Source organism: Casimicrobium huifangae, assembly GCF_009746125.1.
GTDB classification, from domain to species: domain Bacteria; phylum Pseudomonadota; class Gammaproteobacteria; order Burkholderiales; family Casimicrobiaceae; genus Casimicrobium; species Casimicrobium huifangae.
Genome location: NZ_CP041352.1, coordinates 1,941,191 through 1,960,516, shown reverse-complemented (window position 1 = coordinate 1,960,516; position 19,326 = coordinate 1,941,191). Strand labels below are relative to the sequence as shown.

General features: G+C 63.5%; 15 protein-coding genes. 9 read left to right on the top strand and 6 right to left on the bottom strand.

The genetic code is table 11. The features are described from left to right. The first annotated feature begins 230 nt into the window (after positions 1-230). The 6 genes from FKL89_RS08975 (at position 231) to FKL89_RS08950 (ending at position 4,769) form a co-directional block, all read left to right on the top strand. Positions 231-683, top strand: coding sequence for a hypothetical protein (locus tag FKL89_RS08975; RefSeq protein WP_156862432.1), 453 nt, complete (start codon positions 231-233; stop codon positions 681-683). A gap of 69 nt (positions 684-752) precedes the next feature. Then, the gene (locus FKL89_RS08970) at positions 753-1,178 is read left to right on the top strand and encodes a hypothetical protein (protein ID WP_156862431.1); all 426 of its coding nucleotides are present in this window, start codon (positions 753-755) and stop codon (positions 1,176-1,178) included. A gap of 37 nt (positions 1,179-1,215) precedes the next feature. Then, complete coding sequence (locus tag FKL89_RS08965; RefSeq protein WP_156862430.1) at positions 1,216-2,139, top strand: hypothetical protein; 924 nt, start codon at positions 1,216-1,218, stop codon at positions 2,137-2,139. Beyond that, a complete protein-coding gene (locus FKL89_RS08960) occupies positions 2,136-2,630 on the top strand; it encodes a hypothetical protein (protein WP_156862429.1) in 495 nt (164 codons plus the stop codon). Before FKL89_RS08965 ends, FKL89_RS08960 begins: the two co-directional genes overlap by 4 nt. A gap of 18 nt (positions 2,631-2,648) precedes the next feature. After that, positions 2,649-3,548, top strand: a complete 900-nt coding sequence (locus FKL89_RS08955) for a hypothetical protein (protein WP_156862428.1) — start codon at positions 2,649-2,651, stop codon at positions 3,546-3,548. A gap of 246 nt (positions 3,549-3,794) precedes the next feature. Continuing rightward, entirely contained in the window at positions 3,795-4,769 is a 975-nt protein-coding gene (locus FKL89_RS08950; protein WP_156862427.1) for a hypothetical protein, read from the top strand. Between the two features lie 111 nt (positions 4,770-4,880). Here the strand turns inward: FKL89_RS08950 and fabD are convergent, their stop codons facing one another. The 5 genes from fabD to FKL89_RS08925 all read right to left on the bottom strand — a co-directional run bounded on the left by fabD (position 4,881) and on the right by FKL89_RS08925 (position 8,720). Next, positions 4,881-5,813, bottom strand: coding sequence for an ACP S-malonyltransferase (fabD, locus tag FKL89_RS08945; RefSeq protein WP_156862426.1), 933 nt, complete (start codon positions 5,811-5,813; stop codon positions 4,881-4,883). A 187-nt stretch (positions 5,814-6,000) separates the two neighbouring features. Further along, complete coding sequence (locus FKL89_RS08940) at positions 6,001-6,957, bottom strand: beta-ketoacyl-ACP synthase III (protein ID WP_156862425.1); 957 nt, start codon at positions 6,955-6,957, stop codon at positions 6,001-6,003. Positions 6,958-7,078: 121 nt separating this feature from the next. After that, entirely contained in the window at positions 7,079-8,152 is a 1,074-nt protein-coding gene (plsX, locus tag FKL89_RS08935; protein ID WP_156862424.1) for a phosphate acyltransferase PlsX, read from the bottom strand. A gap of 17 nt (positions 8,153-8,169) precedes the next feature. Beyond that, on the bottom strand, positions 8,170-8,352 hold the full coding sequence (gene rpmF / locus FKL89_RS08930; RefSeq protein WP_156862423.1) for a 50S ribosomal protein L32: 183 nt from the start codon (positions 8,350-8,352) through the stop codon (positions 8,170-8,172). A 32-nt stretch (positions 8,353-8,384) separates the two neighbouring features. Beyond that, positions 8,385-8,720 carry a YceD family protein gene (locus FKL89_RS08925; protein WP_162527463.1) on the bottom strand — a complete coding sequence of 112 codons (336 nt, stop codon included), beginning with the start codon at positions 8,718-8,720 and terminating at the stop codon, positions 8,385-8,387. A 241-nt stretch (positions 8,721-8,961) separates the two neighbouring features. On the opposite strand from FKL89_RS08925, the gene FKL89_RS08920 reads away from it, so the two are divergent. Together FKL89_RS08920 and FKL89_RS08915 are read left to right on the top strand one after the other, a co-directional pair. Then, positions 8,962-9,534, top strand: coding sequence for a Maf family protein (locus FKL89_RS08920; protein ID WP_156864629.1), 573 nt, complete (start codon positions 8,962-8,964; stop codon positions 9,532-9,534). A gap of 17 nt (positions 9,535-9,551) precedes the next feature. After that, positions 9,552-10,271 carry an SAM-dependent methyltransferase gene (locus FKL89_RS08915; RefSeq protein ID WP_156862421.1) on the top strand — a complete coding sequence of 240 codons (720 nt, stop codon included), beginning with the start codon at positions 9,552-9,554 and terminating at the stop codon, positions 10,269-10,271. A 24-nt stretch (positions 10,272-10,295) separates the two neighbouring features. On the opposite strand, the gene FKL89_RS08910 is transcribed toward FKL89_RS08915, so the two are convergent. Continuing rightward, entirely contained in the window at positions 10,296-12,062 is a 1,767-nt protein-coding gene (locus FKL89_RS08910) for a tetratricopeptide repeat protein (RefSeq protein ID WP_162527462.1), read from the bottom strand. Between the two features lie 88 nt (positions 12,063-12,150). On the opposite strand from FKL89_RS08910, the gene FKL89_RS08905 reads away from it, so the two are divergent. Beyond that, entirely contained in the window at positions 12,151-19,311 is a 7,161-nt protein-coding gene (locus FKL89_RS08905; RefSeq protein WP_162527461.1) for a transglutaminase domain-containing protein, read from the top strand. Positions 19,312-19,326 lie beyond the last annotated feature (15 nt).

Below are 19,326 nucleotides of genomic sequence, written 5' to 3'. Positions count from 1 at the left end.
ATAAGGATGAAGTGCTGTTCAAGCCCCAATCGAACGCCATTTCCCGCCGAAGCTGATGGCCGATCATATCGTGCTGTCAGAGCGCCTGTGTCGCATGCCCATGCGATAACGGGTGAGTGATGTCCGACCCGACAATGGTGCTGCGTAAACCCGAATGAGGCGCGATGAACCCGACGAATCCATCAGGGTCCCGCGCCGACCGCCGATCACGCAACTACACGGAGAACACCATGAAGCTATCGCCAGTCCTCGCCCTGACCGGTCTCGCGCTCGCCACGTTTTCATCGCCCACCTTCGCCGACTGCAGTCCAGCCTGCGTCAGCCCCGATGTATGCCGCTACAACAACGGCACGTTCTACTGCGCGTCGCCGCACTCGCGCTTCAAGGGTGGTCCCGGTGGCGCGGTGGTCACCAACCCGCGTAGCACGGCCACCGGCGTCGGTTCGGCGGCTGCTGCGCCACAAAACGCGCGGACGACCGGCCCGAAGACCACCCAGTCATACTCGTTCGGCGCCACGCAGACCGGTTCATTTGCCAGGGCAGATGCTGCCCCCAAGAAAGGCGCCACAAGCACTGCGACCAGCCCTGGCGACACTGCGACGCACGAGCGCAAGATCACATCGCCGCGCGATCCTGCGTCGGGCCAGGCCACCGGCCGGCGCCAGCACAAACCGGTGCAATAGGACTGCAGAACTGCGGCAATCGGCGCGCACGAAAGCCACTCACCCACCTTTCAACCCATGGAGTTAGCCATGACTTTCCATCGTCGCACCGGACTGCATCTCGCCGCTGTTGCCGCCTCCGTCCTGTCGCTCGCTCTGGCGGATGTCGCGCAGGCCGCCAGCAAGAGCTCGTCACGCAGCTCGTCGAGCAGCTCAAGCAGTTCCAGCCGCAGCTACAGCAGCTCCGGCAAGCAGGTATCAAAGTCCACCACCAGCGGCAACACCACCCGCCACACCTCGACTACCGGCCGCTCGCTGGGCAAGTCGACGACCAGTGGCAACACCACGCGACACGTCAACGCCAGCGGCAAGAGCACCGGCAAGTCGGTGCAATCAGGCAGCACCATCAAGCACTACGACGCATCCGGCAAGCAGGTGGGCAAGTCCACCGTCAACGGCAACACGACGACCCATCGTGACATGCAGGGCAACAAGGTGGGGACCACCAAACGCTAGCGCGGCAAGGTCGTCGAGCAATTGAAGAAGCCGCGCCATGCCACCCGGTCGTAGCGTACGGTCGCGGCTGACCGCGCTTGCCGCGACCAGCATGCTCGCGATCGCCGGATTTGTGCAGGCGGCAACGGTCGCCGCTGCGACGACGGCGGACACCGTCTTCGATCTGGCCTCGTTGCGGGCAGCGCTGCGGGAGCGCCTGCGCGATCCGACGCTGGCGCCCGACGGCCGCGCCGCGTTTGTAGTGACGGATCGGGCGGTGATTGAGCCTGCGCTGGATCGCGCCCTCCGTTTCATCGACCTGACCCCGCCACTCTCTGCCGCCACGCGTGAGCGCGCCGAGCGCGGCGCAATCACCTACTACCGCCTCGCGCTAGGTGAAGGTGCCGGCCTGCGTGCACTGCAAACGCGGATCGCCGCCGTTTTTGCGCAACCGGAGGCGGCAGTGGAGCGCATCGCCAACCAGCCCGGTCTGGTGGTAACGCTCGATCTGGGCTGGCTACCCGGCCCGCTGTCCTACGCGAGCGGTCAGGGCTATCACGTCGAGCGCACGACCGACGTGTTTGACGGCTACGCACCAAGCACGCGATTGATCGCAGGCAAGCTCGCCGACGCGCAGATGCGCTGGCCAGATGCCACGCAGATTCGTCTGCACGTACGCCATCCGTACTACGGCCGTGTGGCTGACTACCGCATCGTCTACACGCTGCGCGATGGACGGGGCGCGACGCTCGGCCGCGTGCGCACTGACGCTACCCGCGCCGTCGGTCTGGTGTCCCCGATGGAGGCCACCGTCGAAAACGGTGATCTGTCGCCGTATCTGAACGGGCAACGCAGCCTGTTTGTCCGCTGCGAGCCGAAGAGCATTTCGCGCGGTCGCTACAACGTGACGCCGGGCGACGCCGCCCGCGCCATCGCCTGCGAAAACAGTGCAGCGATGCCTGCGGCCAATACCGCACCGTGAGCCTCCGTCGCATCGTCGTGGCCCTCCTCGCTGCCGCCCTGGCCGCCGCCGTGTTGCTGCCACTGTCCGCCTGGCTCGCCGAGACAGTCAGCATCGACTGCCGGCGCAGCGGCTCCCCGCCGCGTTGCCTGCTCGAACTCTCGTTCCGCAACCACACCGAACTGCACGCGGTGGACGTCGCCGCCCTCGTCGGCGCCAGTGTTGTCAGTCGCATGCGGCGCGACGCCGACGGCAACATGGACGAAACCTGGCATCTGCGCATTGAGGTTCGCGCTGACGGACCTTCCGGCAAACCCGGCATCATCGAGACTGCGGCTGGCGACCGTGAGGCGCATCGTGCTCGGGCTGGCCAGATCAACGCGTTTGTCGCAACCCCGGCGCAATCGACACTCAGCATGCACTTCGATGATCGAAGTTATCGACTGGGGCTGGCCTGGATCCTCATTGCCACGATCGCTTTCGGCGCCTACGCACTGGCGCGGGTGCGCTGAACCAGCAGTGGCATCGCGATGATCAACCAGGCACTGCCACAGGTCACCATTGAGCGGACGCTGGCGCAACTGCGTTGGCGCCCGGCCGACTTTGACGAGGCGACACTGCTGCGCCGTATTGCCGAGTACCCAGCCTACTGGTTGCTTCTGCACGATGGTGAACCGTTGCTGGCCCCGGACGACCGCGATCGGCGGCTTGCTGCCGTGTTCACTTCCGAAAGTGCGCGTGACGCCTGTCTCGCCGAACCCGGGCTCGCACCGGCAGGCGCCAAGGTCAAACGCTGTGACGGGCGAGAACTGTTTACGCGACTGCGACAACGCCACTATGACGGTATCGTCTTCAACTGCATGGGACCAGACCGTCCGCTTGCCTTTGTGCCGGAGCTGTTGACCCGACTGCAACCATTTGCCGACGCGCCGCGTGACCGACATGTGACGACTGCAGCAGAGCGCATCGACTTCGACTCGCTTGCGGCCGATGCTTACCCACGACAGCAGCCAGGCGAGCGGGTAATAGTCGACGCGCTGTGGCGGGCAACGTTTGCGCTGGATGAGTGGTTCGTCGTCACCGCGAGGTCCGCACAGCGAAAGCCGTTCATCCAGCGGGACAACGATGGTTATCCGTCAGCATTTCTATTCACCGATGCCAGCCGTGCAGCACGTTTTGTCCAGCTCAACATGCTGCGCATGGCACGTGGCAGTGACGCAATCGCGCCGCCCATCGCGCCCGCCACCGTGATCGCGTGGTCGCGCGAGCAATCATTCCCTGTTCATGTCGAGCGGCTGCACTTCAACTTTGGTAATCCAGGCTGGTTTTCGCCGTCGGACAACCTTGCCCGACTTTACGATCATCTCAACGCGCCGCCGGCGCTGAGGGTGCTGTCACCAGACACCAGTCGCGGCCAGACTGGCGTCTGATCTGCGGCGCCTGATCGAATCACCCGGGCGTGGGACATCCGCTGTCGCACCGACGCAACAGGAAGGCAGCCGCGTGGCGCTGGCGGGTGTGAACAGCGGGGGCAAGCGAGGGTTTACCTGAGAGAATTCTTATTGAACTAAGTGCAATCGGGAAATTGTCCCGCACTTGATTGAAGCTCGCGGCCCGCTGTTTGGGCGGTGGTCGCGACGACAGATTTCTACAACATAGCCTGAGGGACACACCCGATGTTCAAATTTTCTCGCATTGCAAGCGTCTTGATTGGCGCCTCGTTGCTGGCTGCTCCGATGATTGGTCATTCAGCTGGCAAGCCCGGGGAGATCACCCCTGCCGCCAGCGTGAATCTGACCGGTGGATCCAGCACCACTTGGAACGTAATAGACAACGGCGGCACCGATAACGGGTTGCCGTCCGGCGGTGCCTGCAACGCGGGCGCACAGGCTTCGATGAGCGACGCCCAAACACCGAGCAAGAGTGATGCCTTTGACTATGGCATGATGTATTGGGTCAACAACGCCCCCGTCGGCGGAGCGCTCACCCAGTCCGGCAACACCGTCACGTTCGCCAGCCAAACGATCTCCGGCTTGACCGTATCGCTGCGCTACACCGCACTGGCGACCGACCCGGTGGCCCGCTCTTACCTGTCGCTCAGCAACGCGACTGGTGCCGCCATTTCGGTACCGGTGACCTATGTGACCAACATGGGTTCAGACAGCAACACGCAGTTTCTCAGCACATCCAGCGGCGATACGACAGTTGGCACCAACGACAAGTGGGTGATCAGCGCCGACAGCACCACCTCGCCGAGCGACCCGGTCAACACGACTGTTCTGTTCTCTGGTACGCCGGCTGTCACGCCTTCCACCGTGAGCACCACCGTGTTCAGCTGCGCCGCTACCCCTGGCGTGCTCGCCACCTACAACGTCACTGTGCCAGCGGGCGGCACGATTGCGATCGCCAACTTTCAGCGCATTGATGACTCGATCGCTGCGGCCAACGCGGCGGCGTCCAGCTTTGACAATCTGACGTCGACGTCGCCTTTGCTGGCCGGCCTGAGCCCAAGCGAAGTCTCGGCCATCCGCAACATTGGTGTTGAACCGCCGGCGCAGGTACCGGCCGGCAACAGCGCAACGTGGATTGCGCTGGCTGCGCTGCTCGCTGCACTGGCTGGTTTCGCAACGCGCCGCCGCGTACGCGCCTAGCTGGCTAGCGACAGCAGCTACCACCCCGGTAGCGCCACCTTGAAAAGTGCCCTGCGGGGCACTTTTTTATTGCGCGAAGCGCCGAGCCGGGCCTTGTCCAGCTTGCGGCGATCAGGCGATCAACTCCGCCAGAGCCGCCTCGAAGCTGGCCTTGTCCGCCAGCGTCAGGCACTTCACGTCCGGCGCGATGCGCTTGACCATGCCGGCGAGCACTTTGCCGGGGCCGCATTCGATGATGTGGGTGACACCCTGGGCTGCCATCTTTTCGACCGTCTCGATCCAGCGTACTGGCTTGAAGAGCTGGTCTGCCAGCACGGCGCGGATCGCGGCCGCGTCGCCCGCCACATCGACCGTAGCGTTGTGGATCACTGCGATCTGCGGCGGGGCAAAGACGGCGGCATTCAACGCGCTGGCGAGCGCCGCAGCTGCCGGACGCATCAGTTCACAGTGGCTGGGTACGCTCATCGGCAGCAGCATGGCCCGCTTGGCACCCGCTTCCTTCGCCAGCACGATCGCGCGTTCAACCGCAGTCTTGTGACCGCCGATGACGATCTGGCCCGGCGCGTTGAGATTGCAGCAGGCGACCACCTCGCCCTGCGCCGCCTTGTCACACACCTCAGCGAGTGGGCCGGGCTCGATGCCGAGCACCGCCGCCATGCCGCCGACGCCAGCCGGCACTGCATCCTGCATCGCCTGCGAGCGTGCCTTGACCAGTTTCATCGCGGACGCAAAATCGAGCGAACCGGACGCCACCAGCGCGGCATACTCTCCCAAACTGTGTCCGGCCACCATCACCGGCTTCGGCCCGCCCGCCGCGAGCCAGGCGTTCCACACCGCCACGTCGCCCGCCAGCATGGCTGGCTGCGTACTGGTGGTGACATTGAGATCTTCCGCCGGCCCGCTGGCAATCAGCGCAGTGATTGGCGCGCCCAGCGCCGCATCGGCCGCCGCCAGCGTTTCGACAATCTGCGCCAGCCCGGCGTAGCCCGTCATCATGCCAACCGACTGCGATCCTTGGCCCGGAAAAACGAAGGCTAATTTCATAGTGGCTTTCCCCTGCAACGCCCATTGCATATGGGCTAACTAAGTGATTTGCAATAAAGTCGACTTTTGTCAATATTGCGGCTTTTGCCCAATATAAATGAGCTTTTCCGCTAAAAGTCGTATTTCAGAAAATGCCTCGATTTCGATTGGTTGCATCGAGGCCACGTCCGGCACCCGTTCGCGCCAACTACCAGCGGATCAGCGCGCTGCCCCAGGTAAATCCGCCACCCACGCCAACCGTCTGCACGACCTGTCCGGGCTTGATGCGACCATCGCGAACGGCAGTATCGAGCGCCAGCGGAATCGAGGCCGCCGAGGTGTTGCCCTGCCCCTGCACAGTGACGATGGTCTTCTCCTGCGCGATGCCGAGTCGCTTACCGGTGGCGTCGATGATGCGCACGTTGGCTTGGTGCGGCACCAGCCAGTCGATGTCGGCAGCCGTCATGTTCGCCATCGCCAGCGTCTCGTTGCAGACGTCGGCCATCACCTGCACCGCCATCTTGAACACGGCCGGGCCGTCCATGTGCACGTACGGGTCGCCCCAGACCTGGCCGCCACGAACGTGACCGGGCACGTTGAGGATCGCGCGGCGCGAACCATCGGCATGCAACCTCGTCGCCAGAATGCCCGGCGTTTGCGATGCCGTCAGCACCACGGCGCCGGCACCATCACCGAACAGCACGCAGGTGGCACGGTCCTTCCAGTTGAGGATGCGCGAATAGATCTCGGCACCAATGACCAGCGCATTCTTGTGTTGTCCGCTGGCTACCATCTTGTCGACGATCGAGAGCGCATAGACGAAGCCGGAGCACACCGCCTGAATGTCGAAGGCGGCGGCATTGCTGGCACCGAGCTTGTCCTGCACGATGCAGGCGGTGCTCGGGAAGATCATGTCGGGCGTGGTGGTGGCGACCACGATCAGGTCGATGTCCGCTGCGGTCAGTCCGGCTGCGTCGAGCGCACGGCGTCCGGCATTGACTGCGAGATCGCTGGTCTCCTCGTTGTCAGCAGCGATGCGCCGCGACTGGATGCCGGAGCGGGTGCGGATCCACTCGTCCGAGGTGTCGACGAACTTCGCGAGATCGTCGTTGGTGAGGATTTTTTCCGGCAGGTAGCTGCCGGTGGCGACAATTTTGCTGAACACGTGGGCCTGGCTCGATGGTCGTTGGCTGGTCACATCTCACCGGCGGCAAGATGCGTTGCAACAAATTTAATCAGCAATGTTGCCGATGCGGAAACGCACAGCAACAGGGATTCATCGCGCGCTAACTGGCGCTAACCGCGGCGGCGGGCGCGGTGGTGTTCATCGCCGCCACCCGCTCGGTGAGCTCGGCGATCAGGTCATGGCGAATTTCGTTGTAGGCACGCTCGATGGCGTTGCTGAAGCCAAACGCATCAGTGCCACCGTGGCTTTTGATCACGATGCCACGCAACCCTAGCAGTGTTGCACCGTTGTGCTGCGACGGGTCAATGCGCGCCTTGAAGCGTTTGAGGATCGGATACGCCAGCGCAGCGACCGCCTTGGTCAGCGGCGTGCGTGCAAACTCTTCCCGCAGCATCTGCGCCATCAGCTTGACGATGCCTTCCGACGCCTTTAGCGCAACGTTACCGACGAAGCCATCACAAACAACCACATCAGCCGTGCCACGGAACACATCGGTGCCTTCGACGTTACCGATGAAATTGAGATCAGTGGCGCGGATCAGCTCGGCGGCTTCCTTGACGATGTCGTTGCCCTTGATCTCTTCTTCGCCGATATTGAGCAGCGCCACTGTGGGGCGCGGCTTGTCGGTCAGCGCCGACGACAGGGCGGCGCCCATGATTGCGAACTGGCGCAGATGCTCCGGCGTGCAATCGACATTGGCGCCGAGGTCGAGCATCAGCACGCCGCCGTCGCCCTCCTTGCCATGCCCCTTGTGGGTAGGCAGCAGCGACGCGATGGCCGGGCGATCAATACCAGGCAGGGTTTTGAGCACGAAACGGGCGGTCGCCATCAGCGCACCAGTGTTGCCGGCACTGACGCAGGCAGCAGCCTGCCCGTCCTTCACCGCATTCAGCGCGAGACGGAGGCTGGAATTCTTCTTGTTCTTGAGTGAGAGCGCCGGCGATTCGTCCATGCCAACGACTTCCGTCGCGATGACATGACTCACCCGCCCGGCAACGCCGGCAGGGATGATTTTGGCGGCGCTTGCCAGCGAAGCCTCGGTCCCGACCAGCACCAGATGCGCGTCGGGTCGCCGGGCCAGAAACTGGGCGGCGGCGGGCAGCGTGACTGCCGCGCCATGATCGCCGCCGTCGACGTCAATTGCAATGCGCAATGGCTGCGCAATCGTGGCCATCAACGTCGGGGAACGATTTATTCGTCAGCTTTGGTCTGAACAACCTTCTGGCCACGGTAGAAACCGTTCGGGCTGATGTGGTGACGACGATGCACCTCGCCCGTCACCGGCTCAACGGCCAGATGCGGCGTCGCGAGGAAGTCATGCGCGCGATGCATGCCGCGCTTGGAAGGGGATTTCTTGTTTTGTTGAACGGCCATGATGGGCTCCTGATTTGTTTTCTGTAACTGTACTAACTGAATTCATGGGTACGCGGCGTATCGTCGGCAGCGCACCTCGGGCATCTCGGCACATACGGTATCGAGAGCAGCAATTCGTCTTCTACCAGTTCGAGCGCCGAGGTTTTTTCAGTCGCCTCAATACTCTCGAACGTTTCATCTTCCCAGCTTGCCAGCTCCGCGGTATCGCGCGCCACGTGAATGATCGACGCTGAATCCACCGCCAGGTCAAACGCCGCACCGCAGGACTGGCAGGTCAACCCCAGCAGCCCGGCTACCGAGACCTCAAACCCCGGTCGCCCGCTCGCACTATGGTCCAGACTGTGCACCGCACCGGACACGGACTTCACTCCGGCCTCCCCGTCAGCGACACGCGTCAAAAGCGCTGCTGTGAGATCGCCGTGAATGTCATATCCTTGCCGGGCGAATTGCGACGCGTTCTGGCGAAACTTCCAGTCGGCGTCGCTTACCGAACCAAGTCGCGACCCATGTTTGTCAGCGGCAGCCAAAAACGCTTATAAAGTCAGAGACTTAGCTGAAAAGACGAAAGCCCACGATTATAGCCAGTTTCGTGGGGGAGCACCAGCCCTTATGCCCCTTCCACTCATTCTTGCCTCCACCTCCCGTTACCGGCGCGAACTGCTGGAGCGGCTCGGTTTGCCATTCACGGTCGAAAAACCGGAGGTGAATGAAGCGCAGCAACCGGGCGAATCGCCGCTGGCCAACTGCCGGCGTCTGGCGCTTGAGAAGGCAGCGGCAGTAGCTGCACGCCATCCCGATGCCGTTGTGATCGGCTCTGATCAGGTGCTAGATCTCGACGGCGAAGCACTTTCGAAGCCAGGAAATTTCGACACCGCCCTGAGCCAGTTGCGCCGCTGCCAGGGGCGCACGCTGGTGTGCTGCACGGCGGTTTGCGTGATCGCACCGCATCACCAGCCCTTGCTGGACGTGATTCCAACCGCGATCTCCTACCGAAAACTGCCCGATCGGGCGCTGATTTCCTATCTCGATCAGGAAAAACCCTTCGACGCCGCCGGTGCCGTGAAGGTTGAAACGGCTGGTATCACCCTGCTTTCTGCAGTCCGCAGCGATGACCCGACCGCCATCATCGGGCTGCCGCTGATCCGCCTGACTGACTTTCTCTACACGGTCGGCGCGCTGTAGGCAGCGACAGATTGCCTATGCCCACAACAGGAACGCTTTACCTTGTGCCCAACCTGTTGGGTGTCGCAGCGCCGACGGATGTACTGCCCGCTCGCACCATTGCCATCGCCCAGCGGCTCAACCACTTCGTGGTCGAAACACCGAAAGTCGCCCGCGCTTTCCTGAAGACGCTTTCGCCGGAGCGCGTGATCGGCGATGTGGCCATGGTGCCCTGCGACCCGGAGGCCGCAGCGATCGCGCAATGCGCGGCTTGGCTCAAGGCGGGCATTGATGTTGGCGTGGTGTCCGATGCCGGCTGCCCTGGCATGGCCGATCCCGGCGCTCTATTCGTCACCCGCGCACATCAGATTGGTGCGACTGTCGTCCCGCTGGTGGGCCCGTCTTCCGTATTGCTGGGCCTGATGGCGAGCGGCTTCGACGGCCAGCACTTCACCTTTCACGGTTACCTGCCGAGCAAGCCGGCGGAACGTGATCTAGCGGTGCGTCAACTGGAACGGCAACTAGCGGCGACAGGCGCAACGCAGGTCTTTATCGAAACACCTTACCGCAACGCGATCATGCTTGAAGCACTGGCGCGGGTGCTGGCTGCGGGAACGCAACTCTGTGTGGCACAGAATCTCGCGTCTGCGGAGCAACGCATCGCGCGAGCTGCTGCCGGCCAATGGTCTCCGGCACTGCGCGCACCGTTTACCGACAAGGCGCCCACCCTGTTCCTGCTCGGTCGAACCCCCGCTTGACCTCGGATTGCCGGGGTCTGGCAATTACGGCACCGGCAACAGTGGCAACCGGGTTTCAGCACACAATTCGGCCCAGCGTGGCGTCGCATGGAGCGCCCGGAATGTGGGATCGACCGCTGCGCAAACAAAATTGAAGTCTGGTTCGCTGGCACTGCGGTGTAGCCACGTAAATGTCGATTCGATATCACCGAGCCGGCAGTGAACCATGGCGAACAGGTACGGCGAAACGTATCCGCCACTGGCTTTATGTTCGAGCGCCTGCAATTGTTCGCGCGCCCTCGCTTTGTCGCCGAGCATCGCAAAAGCCTGGGCCAGACCGGCATTGCCGATCGGGTGTTGCGGCTGACGGTCGCAGGCGCTGTGGTAGTGGCTAAGGGCTTCCTGCGGGCGGCCGGCCGCGAGATGCGCCGCACCGACCAGCGTTGACGCCAGCAGGTTCTCGGGCGCAGCGGCAAGCACATCTTGCCAGCCACGTATCGCCTCGTCGTAGCGGCCGCGATAGTACGGCACCAGCCAGCGCTGGATACGCATTTGCAGGTCGAAAGGGTCGAGCATGATCGCGGTCTGGAAGGCTCGATCAGCCAGATCGAAGTCGCCCCGATACATCAAGGCGAATGCAAAGCCGTGATGGATTGGCGCGTGTCGTGGGCAACGCTGGATGCCATGCAGGTAGTGCCGCAGAGCAGTATCCCATTGCCGGTCGTGCAAATTGGCCACTTGTGCCACCACGCAGTACGCAGCCCCGCAGTCGGCATCCAGCGCCAGCGCCAGTTCGGCATGCTCGCGGGCAAGTGGCATTGCCTCGCGAACCGGCATCGCGATCATGCCCGCCAACGCGACACAACAACGGGCGAGGCCAGCATGAATCTCGGCGCGTTCGACCCCGTCGTCAAGCAGAGATTCATAGATCTTCATCGCCGTGTCATAGCCGGCAATTGAGCGCTGACGAAACGCCAGCTCGGCGCGGTGGTAGCGGTCGCGACTCACTTCATCGTCGAGATACCGGGGCGTGACCGCAGGGGCCTGCGGACACCAGCCTGCTGCAAGCCCGAACCCGAGCAGCGAGTAGCCCAGGCGGTGGCCGACAGAGCACGCTGCATCCCGTGCAGTGCATGGAACTGGCAGCACGATCGTCGGCGGCGCTTTGTCAAACCGTTGATCCGCCGCGGGAGGCACTAGCCGGAGCGCGATCGCTGCCTCCACGGCATCGTCGGACCTCATCCTTTCCAGTGTCACACCGTATCGCGATCGCTCATCAACGGTGTTGGTCGTCAACTCTTCGGACACACTGATTCCGAGAACGCCCGCGAGGAAACTGCGCAGCTCGTCCATCACGTCCTGCCAATCGGAATCGCCATCTGATCGGAGGATCAGATCGACATCAGCGATACCAGCAGCAACCCGCTCAGCTGCTGCGTTCGAATGCTGAAAGCCCGGGATGTAGCTGCCTGGTGCAAGCGTAATTTGAACCGCGTCGTGTGCACCTTCGTTGGCGTAATAGCGCGCCAGTCGCGCACGCAAACGCCGGGCTTCGACGCGCACGATACTGTCCCGCGCCGGGTCAAAGGTCGCTGAAGCCCTCCCGAATACCGTGACGCCAAGCGAAATTTCCCGCAACTGTGCCAAGTCATGCCGCGCCCAGCACTCAATCAGGTGACGCAGGAACTTCCGGTGTCGTGCACTCTGCGAGAACAGCGCGCTCGTCTCAATGGCGTGCAACGCTTTCAGCGCCTCCTCGATCGACGGGGGTCCCGGATCGCCTTCGGTATTGATCAGTGTTTCGTTTCGCATGTCACCTGGATGTAACCCCCTCTGCGTTGTTTCGCCTGCGCGCGCTGCTGATAATCGGGCTGTTGACCTGCAGATTGGAGTATCGCTGATGGCGATCGTCCGGAGTGTTGCCAGCGCCATAGCGGCAGTTGCGTGCGCGGTCATCTGGTTCGCGGGGAATCTCGCGCACGCGGACCCCGCCGACAGTAGCGATCCGCGCGTCACAGCCTTGGCCGCCAGCTTGGGCAATAGCCCGCCGACCATCTTCCAGTACGTCCGCGACAACATCGGTATCGAGGTCTACACCGGCAGCCTGCGCGGTGCACGCGGCACGCTGGCGAGCAAGGCTGGTAACTCGCTGGACCGGGCCAGCCTGCTGATTGCGCTGCTGAAGGCCGCCAATCCGGTGATCGAAGCGCGCTACGTGCAGGGCACACTATCGAGCAGCGACGCGACCACCCTGCTGGTACGGATGTTCGCCTCGCCGCAGCGGGTGCTGGGCTGCGATAACCCGTCTCCCCGCTTCAATGGCATCGAATTGCTCGCGGAAGTCAGCCAGCACTACTGGGTGGAGTACCGCGTCGGGACGACCGGCAGTTTCACGACGCTGGATTCGGCATTCCCTACTGCCACCGCTGGCCAGTCGTTTGCGTCTGCGACCCAGACCTTCACCAGCATTGCCGCCAGCGTCAGACATCAGACACGCATTCGTGTCGAGGCTGAGACTTACTCGCAGGCGAGTGCGATGTTCGGCTTTGGCCTGGCGACAACAACCGTACTTGACCGCTCGTTTGACAGCGCCGACCTGGTCGACAAGCCGGTATCCATCAGCCACTTTGTGAATGCGTTTTCACCGCCGTCTCTCGCGATTGGCGCCACCCAGAATACTTATACGCCTTATCTGACCGTGGGTGACAGCCGCCTCGACATATCGGCCTACGAAGTCATTCGCGGCACCGACTACGTTGAGTTGCTGACCAGCTTCCCGCTGGGTAACACGCTGGTCACCGGCGTTTTCGTGGTCATCGATGTCACCGACGCCAGCGGGCAGACGCAAAGTTTCCGGCGCACGATGTACGACCGCATCGGCTACGTCACTCGCGCCCAGGGCGGCAACGTCAATGTCGATCCGCAGAGTTTCACGCGGCCGGTCGTCGCCGAACTTGATGTGATGACAGTTGCCATCAGCCCATCGCGCCAGGCGCTGGACGACTTCTCCGCGCGCAAAACCCGACTGCAGGGCCTGCAATCGGCGCTCGCCGCGTTGGCGCCCGTGGTCGCGGCACTGCCGCCGGTGAACCTTCGCGACGCCAGCCAGAATGCGACAGCGCGCACCGCCATTGATCTCAATCGTTACGCTCTGATCGCCACCAACGAGATGGCGACGGCCAGCTTTCTCGGTGCGGCAGACCGCACGCTTGACGAACACACGCTGCGCACCCTGACCCGCGCATTCATCGCCTCGCCACGCATCACCATCGCGCAGTCGCGGGTCAAGGCCAACGCGCTGGCGCTGTCACTCGACATCCGCAAAAACGACCTTCGCGTTCTGCCTCTGCCCGGCATTTCGAGCGTCAACGCCCGAACATTCGAGAACGTGCGCGGCATGGCGGAATCCATGGCCGAAGGCGAGGTACTGGCACAAATGACAGGGGAGCCCAATCGCTCCATCTCATCGGTCTTCGCAAGCCTGACCGACGGTTCACGCTATCTCCCGATCACCGCGCAAAATCTTGGCGCCGCGAACACGCTCAATCTGTCCGCCGAATCGAAGTTGCGCATCCAGGACGCCGTGCGTGCGGGCCGTACGGTACTCGCGCCGCTGGATGCCGTGACAGTCGGCGGGGTCGCCGTCAATGCCTGGGTCGAGACCGATCCCAACACGGGCTACACCATCAGCACGCTGGAGGATGGCTCGCACGGCGCATTTGCCGAATACGTTTTCGCGCTGCTCGGCGTGTCGTTCTCGAACTTTGAGGATCTGCAGGCGCAATTCATTGGTCGCGTCAGCGCCATCGGCGTGTTCGGCGTGGCCCTCATGAGCGCCACGATTCAGACCATCGCCAGCAACGATGCATTCTCGAACATCGGTGCCAATGTCAATGCCACGCTGCGCTCCAGCATCAAGGGTGCGCTCGCGGCAATCATGGCGGAACTTGAGCTGGGCGAGCTGCTGCAACTCAAGATGGAAGGGGGTGCCGGCGTCGTCAAGAACATGGTGACTGGATTGCTCAATGGCCTCGAGGACATGCAGAAGGCATTCGCCGGCGAGAGTGGCGATCCACCGTTGCCGCGCACCCTGTTCTCGTCCGCAGTGCCACCGCTGCCGGCCGACCAGCCACCCGGCGTGAACCCCGGGCTAACGATTTCTGTGGCGCTGGATCCGCGGTTCAGTGTCGCCTACGCAGGTGCGGAGTTCGCGTCGGTGTATCTGGTGCGGGCGGTCAACACCGGCCCCCTGAGCGACGCCTTTCGCTTTTCCGCCACCGGGGGTGGGTCCGGCCTGAACATGCAGGACGCCTACTGGGAGTTGCCGCCCGTTACCCTTCGACCCGGTGCGACCTTTGAGTTTCACGCCTGCATGCGGCCACAGGGCGCACTGGCGGCATCGGGGACGGCCGTGCCGTTCACGATCAGTGGCGCCAGCACCACAGCCCCGACGGTGACGGCCGCGACCGGCGGCAGCTTCACCGTGGCGTCGACAAAAGCGCTCGACATGCGCATCGCTCCGGGACCCGACACTGCCCTGCCCGGCGCTACGCGAAACCTGACATTGACGCTCGACTCGTTTGGCAACAGCACGACCACCGCGGCACTGACGCTCACCACGACGCCGGGGCTCAGCGTGACCGGTTTGCCCGCCACTGTCACACTGTCTGCTGGCGAGACGCGTGCGCTTCCGCTGGTGGCTACGGTGGGCGGTGGCGTGGCGCCCGGAAGCGATCTGTCGGCGTCGGTCAAGGCCGACTTCGGCGCGGCGTTTCCCATTCGCGCTGCGTGGACAACCACCGTCACCGCTGCGGTCGCCCAGTGCGTGGCACCCGCCACCACGTCTGCTTCGCGCATTGGGCGCTCGTCGCTCGCCGCACTGCTGGGCGCAATGACGTCACAGATCGGACAGTTGGCCGCCCAGCCCGGTTCGGCCGAACTCAAGCAGGCGGTGCTTTCAAGCCTGGACAACCTGCAAACACAGCTCAACGCGCCGTTTTTGTCAGCGCTGGCGACTGGATTTGCATCGGCACAAACCGGCGTAAGCAACGCGACGGCTGGCAACATGGGCGGCGCGTTGAGTACGCTTGACAGCCAGTTCTGCGCCCTGCGCGACGCGCTGAACTCAGCCTACAACGGCGCCTTCCGGGTGACGCTGGCACCGTCGGTGACGACGTCCCTGCCCAATCTGCCGGCACAGGTGGACATCACCCTCTTCAACGACACTGCCCTGCCGCGCGTGATGCTGTTGAGCGCAACGGGCGTTCCGGCGGGGGTAACAGCCACCTTCAACACTGCCCGTGTGCTGGTCCCGGCGAACTACCGCACCAACGGATTTCTCTCGCCGCCAACCTATGTGACCTTTGCCAACAACGGCACCGCGCAGGCATTTGAATACCAGATCACTGTCACACCGGAGGATGACCCCGCCAGCGCACGCAGCTTCACGGGGCAACTGTCGGTGCGCCCGGAGATCGTGCGCGTCGTTTCGGTGAATCCGGCACCGGCCTATGCCAATGTCGGCGGCAACTTCACACCCGCTGTACGCCTGCTTTCTGCCGTCAATGAGGCCAGAACAGTTGGCATCCGTTACGTCGTCCGTGACCGCAACAATGTGCTGACCTACAGCTCGCCCCGCGTCGACACCACGTTTGCCAGCGGTGACGGCGTTCGCGATGTCGTGCTGGGCAGCTTCGGAACGACCGGCTACGCCGATGGGGCATACCGCATCGACGTCACTCTCTATGACGCCTTGGAGACGCCGATTCCCGGCGCCACAGGCAGCGGCAACATCGTCGTCGGGCAGCCGTTTGCAGCGACGCTGGCGGTCAACCCGTCCGCGCTGGCACCGGGCAACAGCACCGTCAACCTCGCCCTCACGCTTGATCGCAGTTTGCTGGCGCAACCCAACCTGCAACTGCGCAGCACCACGGCACTCGCTGGCGGCGCCAACACCGTGGCGAAGAACGGCAACTATCTCTATATCTGCCAGAGCGACAAGGTCAGCATCGTCAACGTGAGCAACCCGACGTCGCCCGCCGTCATTGGATCGTTCGCGGTCGCACAACTTGGCAACGGCTACCAGAACGTGGATTGCTCAACGTTCAACGACAAGCTCTATCTGGGCTATGACCGCGGCCTCACTACGGACCAGAGTGCGTCACGGCGTGTTGCGATTTTCGACATCGCCGGCGGGAACGCCAGCAGTCCGTCCCTGCTGAACCCAACACCACTGGACACCGGTAAACGGTTTGGCAACAAATTCACGTTCGCCGGGTCGCGCGCTTACATGCAGACGGCGATTTACTACTACAACCCGTTCTCGCAGTTCATCTTTGAACAGCACGGCAATCTGCTCAAGTTTGATTTCACGACGCCGGTCAGTCCGGTCCTCAGCGGCGAACTGTTCCATGCCTTCGCACCACCCGTCACGTCGCTTGACAACCAGCCCGACAGCGGTGGCCCGCACCTCGCGTTCGGCTTTGCGCCGGTATCGCCCAGCTGCGGGCTGCTGGCGACCACGACATCAAGCGACGGCAACTTCGCAGCCGGGGTCGCGCGGCTGCACGCAATCGACCTGGATGGTCTGGACAGCAATTGCCCGGGCGGCAGCAATCCCTGCATTCTCGCCTCAGTCGATGTCGCCCAGGCGAAACTGTTCACTGGCGTGGGCGTGCAGGGATCGTCGGCGGTCGCAGTCGGTGATACGGCTGGCTTCTACGACGCCCTGAGCGGCCTGACCGGCAATCTGGTCATCAGCGCGTTCGATGTCAGCAACCCCTCAGCCCCGACGCTGGCCAGTACGCTGGTCACTGGGCTGGTGCATAACGAAACCGAGCAATGCAACGCCGCGAAGCGGTTGGGACCTACACGGATGGTCACGCTGACCAACAATTACTACGCCGTCGGCGCCTACAACGCTGCGGCCTGCTCATGGGTGCTGGCACTGATCGACGCCAACACGCCCGCGCAACTGCGGGTGATTCCGTACGACGTACCGGACAACATCCGCGACTTTGTGCTCGATGGCAACCTGCTCTATGCCGTCACCGCCAGCTCAGTGCTGGTGTTCGACTACACCAGCATTGTCGGCCCCGCTGTCACGGCGTCGGTGGTGATACCGAAGGGCACCGGCGTCGCCATCGTGCCGGGTTCGTTCAGCCTGGCACCCACCACAACAATCACCGGCAGCAGCAGCGACACGTACATCTGGCAGCAGCCCGCCAGCTCGCCCATCACCTGGCAGGAGACGGTAACCGCGATGCAGCCCGGCAGCAGCCGTAATGTGGTCAGCAGCGGCAGTGTTGCGTTCACGCTGCCAACGCTTGGCTCGGGCACGCTGTCGCTGGCACCGGCCGTGGTGACCTCGGACCACATCGTTTCGCTGTCGCCCGCCGAATCACCCCTCATCCAGATAGGCGGCACCGCGAGCCACACCATCACGCTCACCAATCCGTCGGCCAGCACGGCGGTCACGTACGCCTTGACGGTGGAGGGCATGCCAGCGTCCTGGGTCAAGTCGCTCGCGCCATCGCTGACCGTGCCCGCCAGCGGTTCGGCGAGTACGGTGCTGCAGCTGCAAACGCCCATCGCGGCGGGCAGCGGGCGCTTCCCGTTCCGCGTTGTGGCGAGCACGGCGACTGGCAGTGACACGGCCTACGGCGCCTTCAACAATTACTACGCAGCGGACATCGGAAGCGAAACGTCCGCCGTCGTCAGCAGCTCCACGGTGTCCGCCACGCCCAATCCAGCCACCGCAGCGCGCGGTGGTACGACGGCGATCCGCGTCCACGTAAGCAACACCGGGACGGCGGTTGACCGCTACTGGTTGACCCCGAATAGCTACCCCGGCAACTGGACGATGACGCTTGATCCGCCGGAGGTCTACGTGCAGCCTGGCCAATCGACAGATTTCTTCGTCACCCTCACATTGCCGGCCAACGCCAGCACCGGCACGCAGAACATCGCGGTCAATCTGGTGGCCAATTTCGCTGTGCGCAGCGTGCTGACGGTGCCGGTCAACGTGGTGGGCAACGGTGTGACGGTGGGTATCAGCCCATCGAGCGGAACAGCTGCCACGCCGTATGTCGCCACCATCACCAACCTTGGCACGACCAGCGACACGTTCGACCTCGCGTTGTTGGGACCGCTTGGCCCGACGGTGACGGCGAGCGCAGCGAGTGTGACGCTGTCAGGCGGCGCATCGACCACGGTGAATTTGTCAGTCGGCGACGCCGCGGCCTTTGCGCGGCCGGGCAGCAACCGCTTCGACTTGCGTGCCACGTCGCGCGCCGAAGCGAGTGCGAACGCGACCGCCAGCGCTACGGTCAACGTGCCGCAACGCCTTGCCGTGTCAGTCACGGGGCAGCCCGCCAGCAACACCGTGTCTGGCACCCTGCCGGCCAGCCGCACGGTGCGCGCTGTCGTCACCAATCTCGGCAACGTCGCCGACACATTCAATGTCAGCATCGCAGGCACAACCGGGGCTGTGACCGCACAACTCGTGAACGCGGCAGGCAACCCGGTCAGCGTCGTTGGCCCGCTGTCAGCCCCCGCGTTCGCCAGCCTCGGCCTGCAGGTGGTCACCACCGTCAGCAGCGCCGCGCCAGCGAGCGTCACCGTGCGCGCGACTTCAACCACTGACAGCAACGTAACTGCCACCGGCACCATCGTGTTCAACGCCGCGCCCACCTGCAGTCTCGACGTCGATGGCGACGGCGCCATACTCGCGATGACGGATGGCCTGCTGGTGCTGCGCAATCTGCTTCAGTTGAGTGGCAATGCGCTCATCAACGGCGCCTACAACCCAAACGGCACCTACGGCAATCTGAACGACATCACCACTCGCCTCGGCGTGTTGAACAGCAACAACTGGCTCGACCTCGACGGCAATGGCACGCGTGACGCTGCGAGCGACGGCTTGTTGCTGCTGCGCACGTTGTTCGGCTTGACCGGCAACGCCGTCACCGACAACGCGCTAGGCGCAGAACCGCGCACCCGCAACGACTGGGCCGCGATTCGCAGCTATCTCAACGCCACCTGCGGGCTTGCTCTGCCCTGAGCGAAGTCAGCGCCT

Coding starts and splice junctions, on each gene's coding strand:
- FKL89_RS08910 (WP_162527462.1), bottom strand. CDS start 12,062: ATGCGAAACGAAACACTGATCAATACCGAAGGCGATCCGGGACCCCCG.
- FKL89_RS08920 (WP_156864629.1), top strand. CDS start 8,962: ATGCCCCTTCCACTCATTCTTGCCTCCACCTCCCGTTACCGGCGCGAA.
- FKL89_RS08915 (WP_156862421.1), top strand. CDS start 9,552: ATGCCCACAACAGGAACGCTTTACCTTGTGCCCAACCTGTTGGGTGTC.
- FKL89_RS08955 (WP_156862428.1), top strand. CDS start 2,649: ATGATCAACCAGGCACTGCCACAGGTCACCATTGAGCGGACGCTGGCG.
- FKL89_RS08950 (WP_156862427.1), top strand. CDS start 3,795: ATGTTCAAATTTTCTCGCATTGCAAGCGTCTTGATTGGCGCCTCGTTG.
- FKL89_RS08975 (WP_156862432.1), top strand. CDS start 231: ATGAAGCTATCGCCAGTCCTCGCCCTGACCGGTCTCGCGCTCGCCACG.
- rpmF (WP_156862423.1), bottom strand. CDS start 8,352: ATGGCCGTTCAACAAAACAAGAAATCCCCTTCCAAGCGCGGCATGCAT.
- fabD (WP_156862426.1), bottom strand. CDS start 5,813: ATGAAATTAGCCTTCGTTTTTCCGGGCCAAGGATCGCAGTCGGTTGGC.
- FKL89_RS08970 (WP_156862431.1), top strand. CDS start 753: ATGACTTTCCATCGTCGCACCGGACTGCATCTCGCCGCTGTTGCCGCC.
- FKL89_RS08905 (WP_162527461.1), top strand. CDS start 12,151: ATGGCGATCGTCCGGAGTGTTGCCAGCGCCATAGCGGCAGTTGCGTGC.
- FKL89_RS08965 (WP_156862430.1), top strand. CDS start 1,216: ATGCCACCCGGTCGTAGCGTACGGTCGCGGCTGACCGCGCTTGCCGCG.
- plsX (WP_156862424.1), bottom strand. CDS start 8,152: ATGGCCACGATTGCGCAGCCATTGCGCATTGCAATTGACGTCGACGGC.